Below are 8,502 nucleotides of genomic sequence, written 5' to 3' on the forward strand. Positions count from 1 at the left end.
AGCTCCAAACTGACCTCATCTTAAGTGCCCACTTTTAATAATTCAGCGCAGGATTGATTGAGTAATTGGCGGCAGCGCCATACACCCAGCAGCGCGACCAATAAGGCGCCGCAGACAGGGGCAATCCCCCACCAGGGCCAGTGCATATACACGTTGAGCTCAAACACTTGGGTCTTTAACAGATACAGCGCAAATTCCGCCACTATCACTGCAAGCACCCCAGCTATGCCCCCCAGTAAGGCAAATTCAAGCCCAGTGGCACTACGCAGTAACCAGCCCGAGGCGCCAAAGGTACGCAGCACCGCGAGTTCACGCTGGCGCGTCGCCATTCCCGCCTCGGTTTGGGCGATAAGCACTAAGGAACTCGCTAGTAAGACGAGGATCAAGACTAACGTCAGCGACAGTGACACCTGCTCAATGATCTGCCGCAATTGCCCCACCATGGCGCCAACATCGATAATCGACACGGTTGGGAACTGCTGAATAAGTTCGAGGATCACGGTGTTCTTCGGTGCGCCACTCCCTTGCAAATCCGCATTTTTGTCGTCGAGGTAGAAGCTTGCCATCGAGGTATAGGCAAAGGGCGCCAACGCTTCTTGGGTGAAGATCATAAAGAAGTTTGGCTGTAATGTTTCCCAGTGCACGGCACGAATACTGGCGACCTTAACCCTTAGCTCTTGGTTATCAATCATATAGGTCAGCGTATCACCCAGTTTTAGCCCTAAACGCTCGGCAACACCGGATTCCACCGACACCTCATCAGCAACTTGATTAAAATGCCCTTCAATCAACTCGTTGTTGGCAGGCAAGCTATTGCGCCAAGTGAGATTAAGCTCGCGGGAAATCCCTACTCGCCCCTTCTCTCCGGCCTCGGCCTGCTCGTTAGAGATCAAGGTCTCACCATTAATTTGTGTCAGCCGGCCACGAATGACGGGGTAGATATCCGTGGCTGCAATGCCCTTTTGTGCCATAAAGTCGTTTAATGGTTTAGCATCATCGGGGGCGATATTGACCAAGAAATAGTTAGGTGCATTCTCGGGCAGCTGTTTTTGCCACTCGTTGAGTAAATCCTGTCTAAGCGCCAAAATCGTCAGTAACAATACCAAAGCCGCACTAAAGCCCACAAGTTGCACCGCATTTTGCCGCGCACGGCGGCGTAACCCCGCAAGTGCCAGTTGCAATGGATTGGTGGTTTTCATGCCGACACTGTGGCCAAGGCGGATCATCACAAAACCTAAAATACTGAGCAATACGCCGAGTAGCAGCACTGCTGCGACTACCGTCAGTGTCAGCGCCCAGCTTTGGGAATACAGATATCCCAACAGGGCCATCGCCCCTAAACTTAAGAGTAAATGCAGCCACATGCCGAGCTGCAAGCCTTCGAGTTGCCTTTGTAAGACTCGCAGTGGCGGAATCGCCAGCAGACGCATTAAAGGATAGGCCGAAAACATAAAGGCGCTGATAAGCCCAGTGCTGATCCCAAGCAGTAGCGGCCGCGTCAATGGCGGCGAATAGGCAGCGATTTCAGGGGGCAACAGTTGATTAATGCCTAAATCCAGCAGTGCCCCGCCGATTAACCCCAGCACAATACCAAACAGCGTCACGAGCAGTAAATGAATGCCGAATAGTCGACGAATTTGCGTTGATGAGGCGCCAAAAGTTTTAAGCATAGCCACCACATCATAATGACGTTGGCAGTAACGTTGGGCGGCAATCCCTATCGCGGCGCAAGCAAGGGCAATACCGAGCAAGCTTGCCAGCAGTAAAAAACGCTCCGCCCGCTTCACCGCGCCCGCTATCGGTGAATCGCCAGACTGCACATCGACCCAGCGCTGGGAATTATTCAGCAGCGGTTTAACGCTATTTTCAAAGGCGCTTAAGGCGCTTTCTTCACCGGCAAATTGATACAGATACGTCACTCGGCTGCCGGGTTGGATAACCCCAGTCTTGGCGACATCTTCTATCCGCATTAATACCACGGGGGAAGAAGCAAACGGATTAAAACCCGCATCGGGTAAGCGGCTGATTTCTTGACTTAAACGAAACTCACTGTTGCCTAATTCCAGTGTTTGCGGGTATCCCAAGAGTCCCCCTAAGCGACTCTCGAACCACACCTCATCGGCGTGGGGCAAGTCTTGGGCTTTTACATCTTGGCCATTGACCGCTTTAAGTTCGATGTCTCCCTTAAGTGGATAACCGGACTCAACCGCACGCACTGTGACTAACTGAAACTTATCCCCCGCATACACCATGGAATTAAATTGCATATTGGTGACATGCTTAAGGCCAAGCTCCTCGGCCTTGGCCAGAATGCTGGCGTCAATTTGAACGGGAGAGTCGATAATACGATCGGCGGCGATAAACTGAGTCGCTTGTCCGTTGATAGCAACTTGCAAACGCTCACTGACCCGCGCAAGACCGCTAACCGACAGCACCGCCAAGGTAATGGCGAGGATAATCAATAACAACTGCCCCTGTTGCAACTCGCGCTTAAACAGGCGCCATGCCAAATTAAGCTCCATGGGTTAGGCCTCCTTGGCGCTTAATTCAAGGTTGTCATTCACATTGTGCGATTGGGCCGAATCCAACTCTTCCTGCAAGTGGCCGTTGTCCATAACCAGTTGCCTTTGGCAACGCTTCGCCAGTTGTAAGTCATGGGTGACTAGGATGAGCGTGGTGTAGCTTTCTTGGTTCAGCTCAAACAACATATCGGCAATTTTATGGCCGTTAACACTGTCCAAATTGCCGGTTGGCTCGTCGGCAAATAGCACTTTAGGTTCACAAATAAAGGCGCGGGCAATGGCCACCCTTTGCTGCTCACCGCCGGATAACTGTTTAGGTAAATGGGTCAAACGGTGGGATAACCCCACGCGCCCCAGCATGGCCTCGGCCTTCTCCTTGGCATTTTTAACTCCGGCAAGCTCGGCCGGTAGCATCACATTTTCAAGGGCGGTTAAGGTATCAACTAACATAAAAGATTGAAAAATAAAGCTCACTTTTTGCTTACGCAGCGCGGCTTTCTGTTCTTCATTGAGCGGTGATAGGGCCTGGCCATCGAGCCAAATCTCCCCCGCCGTTGGGGTGTCGAGCGCGGCGAGTAAGCCAAGTAGCGTCGATTTACCCGAGCCGGAGGGTCCTAATATCGCAACACTTTCGCCCTGCTTGACATCTAAGTTAATGCCCTTGAGGATAGTGAGCGAACCTTCCTGAGTAGTCACCGATTTTTCGAGGTTAACCACATTAATGGCACTATTTTTTGAAACGACGTTAGACATAGGATCCTTCTTATACAAATCGTTCTTGCGTCAATTGCTAAGATGCAAGCCTATGGCAAAGGCCGTGAGCGCCTGCATCCTGTTAAGTCTATTTATAACCACGCCAGTTCAGGCGGCGAAAGTGTTGATCCTCGGCGATAGCTTAGGTGCCAGCTATGGCATGTCGGAACAAGTAGGCTGGGTGGCGCTGCTGCAAAAAAACTTACCCGAGCATGAATTTACCAACGGTTCGGTGAGCGGTGAAACGACAGCGGGCGGTTTGCGTCGTTTGCCTGCGCTGCTCGATTCCGTTGCCCCCGATTTGGTAGTAGTCGAACTCGGTGGTAACGATGGTCTACGTGGATTCCCCCCGACGCAACTCAAAAATAACCTAACCCAAATCATTACCCTAGCCCAAAATAGCGGTGCTAAAGTGCTACTGACCGAAATCATGGTACCGCCTAACTATGGCCCTCGCTATAGCCAAAAGTTCACCCAAGTGTATCAAGAGATTGCAAAAGATGAGGATATTGACCTTATCCCCTTCTTTATGCAGGAGGTCGCTCCCCATCCAGAGTTGATGCAAAGAGACGGTATTCATCCCAATGAAAAGGCCCAAGAGAAGATTGCCACTTGGATGCAACCTTGGATTGAAAAAGCCTTAACTCAATAAAATCGCTGCAATTTTAAGCTAATAAACAGCTTGCTGATGTAAACTTGTATTTAAGCGATAAAAACATGCTCCAACGCAACATTAACGCCTGAGATAAACAGTAAAATTCGTGTTAGCAAATGGTTAACCCAACAAGGAGTCAATATGTCCCTTAGCCATCAGCAAAAAGTGTACATACCCAAGGAAGCTCGTACCAATCAGTACATCACCGCCGAAATTAAAGTCACGGATGAATTACTGGCGCAATACCCCGATTACCATAGCTGTTATCAAACCTTAAGCCGCATTATTTTTAACTTGGCAGAACAACACGATCTCCGTAACGTCCATGTGATCACTAACGATAAACTGCCAGTCGTGCGTTACCATACCGAAGCGTATTGTTTCCAAACCGCTGAACAAATTCTGTTTTTTTACAATCCCGCCTATCACGAGGCACAAAATCTGTTCACTGCGGACAACTACCGCGCCCGCAAACTGCGTATTGTTTTCTTAGCGACTGGCGATGAAATCCGCAGCAACTCAGCTAATTTCCATACCCGTGTACGGGAGCTATTAAACGAATTAATGCCTAAGCTGCCGATTAAAGATCTTAAGGTAAAGATCCGCGACCACCAGCATTTATCCTATGATTTATTCGCCAAATCAAAAGGTAATAAAGAAACCTACGGCTATAAACTCAGAGCCATTGCACCAAGATACAAAGCCAGAAAATGTGACCTGCCGGAAAATGTCAGCTCACTCACCTATGTCACCGTCAGCCTGCCGCTGAGTCGCAAACTCAAACAAGGTTTACTACCAGAGTCAGCAACTGACTTTAGCCCGTTATATCAACACCTTGAGGATAATTTCATCAAGGCGGCTACCAATAAGCAATTAACGCGCTTGGCTATGATCGCCAACGGCTTAACTCCCTTAGTGCGTAACAGTAAGTTTGAAAAACTCGACAGCAAGGCCGAAGTGCAGATGATTGGTTTTGACCCGAACGCAACTGAGCAGCAAGTAATTCGCCGCTGGGATGCTGATAACTTAGTCGAAGCCGCGCATTTTACTATTGTCGCGGGTGCGAAGGACTGTGATGACTCAGGCTATGGCCGTTTTATGAATAACGTTGAAGCCGCATTGAAAACCTTTGCCGCCGAGATTGGGCTAGATCCTGAGCGTGAAGATCTCGTGGTGCGCTTCCATCAGCACATTAGCTACCAACTCTAGTTATTCGCTGTAGCACGACCTAAAACAAAGGGCGCATCTGCGCCCTTTTTATCTATAATTGCAAAGCATTAGGCTTATACGATGCCATGCACTAAAGCCCTCTAACTTGACTTCAGCCAACCTTTTATCAACTTGACCACTTTATCGTAATCGTCATCAAAACTGTGGCCACCGCTTAATTCCATCACAGTGACATTGGGCTGCTTGACCTCTGGGCATAAATGCAGCGGCGCATCGTCCTCTTTACCATAGAGACAAAGCATAGGCACAGTGGTTTGTTTGTTGACTTCGGGTAAGGTTAAGTAACGAGCCGATTGGTTATCCGAGGTGACAATCTCACTCACATGGATTTCAAAATCCGAGGATTGTGAAGGAGAAAGCAGCACAGCACCCAAGACATTCTGCCGATATTGAGCGGGCATATCATTTAACACGAAGGGAATCACTTCGGCCCCGAAGGAATAACCAATCAAAATCACTTTTTGCGTGCCAAATTCCGCCTGGTACTTATCAATAATCGCTAAGGTATCTTGGGTGACCTCTTTAGGATCTTTTTGTTTCCAATAATATTTCAGCGAGCTCCAGCCGACGACAGGCCAGCCCTGCTGCTGCAAAATGCCCCCTACGGCTTTATCAAGTGTTGCCCAGCCACCATCACCACTCAAAAAAATCACCAACGGTGGTTTGGCATGGGATGACGCAGCTTTTACCTGAGTTGATGATTCGACAGGCAATAGGGTCAGCCCCAAATTATCGGCAAACTCATCAGCAAAGACGTTAGCAGTGGAACATAAAAGTAAAACGCTCAGTAGCTTGATTAAGGATTTCGTCATCTCGCACCTACTTTTTAAATACGCCAGTTGTACCACGACTCGTTAAGGTCACCAGACTGCCCACCACTACAGGTAAAGAGAGCCCACCATAACAAATCAAATACTTAGCCTCCCACCTTGGATTAAACTTATCCTTATACCTTCTAAGCCCCTGAAAGTTGTAAAATTTATTCCCCTTCTTATAAACCGTTTTGGCAAGCTTAGTCCAAAATGGCACCAAGGCTCTATCAGTCAATCCAGACATGGGCGCCATGCCAAGATTGAACAGCTGATATCCTTGCTGTTTGCCCCATAGCAAGAGTTCTGTAAACAAAAAATCCATAATATTACTGCCCGATAAACTAGGCTCATAGCGCATCAAATCAACCGAAAACTCTATTTTGGCCGCACTGGCCCACACATTGGAAAAAGCTACAAGCTCGTCGTTTAAATACACTAAGGCCATCGGCGTGGCGCACAGGTAAGCAGCAGAAAAATACCCAACTGAAAATCCCTTTTCTCGACCTTGCTTCGCCTTAAGCCAGCTCGAAGAAATAACCTCTAACGTTGGCAATAGGGCCTTCACTTCACTGGCCTCGATAATTTTAAACCGTAACCCTTCCCTTAAAGCCTTCGCATGACTTTGACGCAAGCTACGATACTTACTCGACTGTAAATCAAATTCCGCCAAGGGCACTATGGCCTCCTCGCCGAGTTTATATAGGCTCAACCCTTGTTCTAAAAAGTGGGGTAAATACTTTTGCGTGACTTGATAAAATACTGGCCAACCATCGTAAGCATCGCATAACTCCCTAAACTGCCAGAGTAAATCATCAAATTTATCTGGATTTCCAATCGGATCGCCCATCACAACCCAGCAATGTCCTGCGCGAGCATACATTAAAAATGCATCGTTATCTTCATTAAATAACAATGACTTATCTTGAACTAAAGCAAGAAATCCGTGGCTACTTGGAGCGTTAGCGACGATATCCATAGCGCAGCTTAAAGTATGCTCATCCAATAGACGGGTTTGCGGTCTTCTCATCGCTAACACGTAGCGAAATGCAAAAATCAACAAGATCACTAGGGCAACCGCCCCACCCCGCAATGCACGGGACACATGGCTATCTTGAGAAAAAGTAAACCAAAGTGAATGATCGTAATCCACATCCTGATAGGCAAAAAATAGCACCCACATCATCAAAAATAATGCCGCCGCCAGCGATAAGGCCCAACCAAAAGAATATTTAATTCCCACAATAGAACCTTGGCGATAAAAAACCTGCTCGCAGGGCAGCATTAATAAATAGATAAGACCAAGTGCGAGGGATATCTGCCACTGAGCGCCCTTTAGTACAATAAACACCATGGCTACCAATAAGAGTTTTTGCGTTAACTCAAACGCTTTTTGATAACGTTTAAATAGACCGTGTGATAATAGCAAGAGTAAAATAGCACTCGCACTCAATATCAAACTTGATAGTTCCACAATTGGTAGCGGCACTATCTCACCTAGCCAATGATATTTATGAATAATGGAAGGGTTAACAACCGATAGCAACAACACTAAGCCAACGCCAAAAACACTAATGCTTAATAATGGTGGCAATAATTGCCTGACAATCTGTAAATTAACATTTAACTTAGAAAACTTATCCTTATTAGTTAATACTAAGGTTGCCACAAAATACATCAGCGCTAAAACAAATGGCACTATGTAATACATTAATCGATAAATAATCACTGAACTTAAAATTTGTTCGGCAGGTAAATATTGCGATAAGGTAACAGTAACTACCGTTTCAAATACGCCAATCCCTCCAGGCACATGGGCAAGCACCCCGATTGCATTAGCTACAAAAAAGATGCTAAGGACCTGTAAATAACTTAATCCATCCACCTCAGGTAGTAGAGAGTAAAATAATGTCCCCACAACGATCCAATCAATACTCGATACTAGAAACTGCTTTAGAGATAAGGAAAAAATCGGTGGTGCCAATTCGAACCCACGAAAATGAATAGACCTTTTCCAGATCAGGCTAAATACAAAATAGCTAATGACACCCAGCAACATCAAGATACCAATCACTCGATTAAGAGAGAAAAACCAAGTTGGCAACGGTAAGTCGGAAAGTTGCTCTGCAGGAAAACTAATCAGAGCAAGTCCGCAGATAAAGAAAAGTCCAAGGAAAAATGTCACTGAGCAAGCGAGTACAACCTGGGTAATATTATTGCCACTCAAACCTAATTCAGAATAAAATTTGTAGCGTATAGAAGTACCGGTCAATAATGAAAAACCTATCGTATTAGAGAAGGTAAATGCCAGAAATGAAACAGGAGCTATCTGTTGATAACTTAAGGGCGATTTTAGTTTTCTAATGGCAAGATAATCATATAATGTTAATAGTAGATAACTGACCAACGTCAATAAAACCGCTAATAAAATTTTTGATGGTGCAAATTGTTTAATCTCTAAAAAAATATCATTTAACTGATAATCCTGCTCTAAGTTATATAGCAGAAACAACGAGACTGTGAATATTATCAA

Annotated in this window: 6 protein-coding genes; 2 read left to right on the top strand and 4 right to left on the bottom strand. The window is 46.5% G+C overall.

Annotated elements, in window-relative coordinates; all coding sequences use genetic code 11:
- Positions 1-20: 20 nt before the first annotated feature.
- The gene (locus MMG82_RS18420) at positions 21-2,522 is read right to left on the bottom strand and encodes an FtsX-like permease family protein (protein ID WP_047537026.1); all 2,502 of its coding nucleotides are present in this window, start codon (positions 2,520-2,522) and stop codon (positions 21-23) included.
- 3 nt (positions 2,523-2,525) lie between these two features.
- Positions 2,526-3,275, bottom strand: coding sequence for an ABC transporter ATP-binding protein (locus tag MMG82_RS18425; protein ID WP_047537023.1), 750 nt, complete (start codon positions 3,273-3,275; stop codon positions 2,526-2,528).
- Positions 3,276-3,327: 52 nt separating this feature from the next.
- On the opposite strand from MMG82_RS18425, the gene MMG82_RS18430 reads away from it, so the two are divergent.
- A complete protein-coding gene (locus tag MMG82_RS18430) occupies positions 3,328-3,927 on the top strand; it encodes an arylesterase (RefSeq protein ID WP_037419972.1) in 600 nt (199 codons plus the stop codon).
- Positions 3,928-4,071: 144 nt separating this feature from the next.
- Positions 4,072-5,139: a DUF3083 family protein gene (locus tag MMG82_RS18435; RefSeq protein ID WP_037419975.1), complete on the top strand. Its 1,068-nt coding sequence runs from the start codon at positions 4,072-4,074 to the stop codon at positions 5,137-5,139.
- A gap of 101 nt (positions 5,140-5,240) precedes the next feature.
- Here MMG82_RS18435 and MMG82_RS18440 read toward each other — a convergent pair whose 3' ends face one another.
- Both MMG82_RS18440 and mprF read right to left on the bottom strand, forming a co-directional pair.
- Positions 5,241-5,972: an AcvB/VirJ family lysyl-phosphatidylglycerol hydrolase gene (locus tag MMG82_RS18440; protein WP_047537020.1), complete on the bottom strand. Its 732-nt coding sequence runs from the start codon at positions 5,970-5,972 to the stop codon at positions 5,241-5,243.
- A 7-nt stretch (positions 5,973-5,979) separates the two neighbouring features.
- On the bottom strand, positions 5,980-8,502 hold a 2,523-nt coding region (mprF, locus tag MMG82_RS18445), incomplete at its 5' end, for a bifunctional lysylphosphatidylglycerol flippase/synthetase MprF (protein ID WP_241407256.1).

Source organism: Shewanella sp. MM_2022_3, assembly GCF_022557375.1.
GTDB classification, from domain to species: domain Bacteria; phylum Pseudomonadota; class Gammaproteobacteria; order Enterobacterales; family Shewanellaceae; genus Shewanella; species Shewanella xiamenensis.

What these genes read in the sequence shown, in the direction of transcription:
- MMG82_RS18420 (WP_047537026.1), bottom strand. Translation starts at nt 2,522, where the DNA reads ATGGAGCTTAATTTGGCATGGCGCCTGTTTAAGCGCGAGTTGCAACAG.
- MMG82_RS18425 (WP_047537023.1), bottom strand. Translation starts at nt 3,275, where the DNA reads ATGTCTAACGTCGTTTCAAAAAATAGTGCCATTAATGTGGTTAACCTC.
- MMG82_RS18440 (WP_047537020.1), bottom strand. Translation starts at nt 5,972, where the DNA reads ATGACGAAATCCTTAATCAAGCTACTGAGCGTTTTACTTTTATGTTCC.
- MMG82_RS18430 (WP_037419972.1), top strand. Translation starts at nt 3,328, where the DNA reads ATGGCAAAGGCCGTGAGCGCCTGCATCCTGTTAAGTCTATTTATAACC.
- MMG82_RS18435 (WP_037419975.1), top strand. Translation starts at nt 4,072, where the DNA reads ATGTCCCTTAGCCATCAGCAAAAAGTGTACATACCCAAGGAAGCTCGT.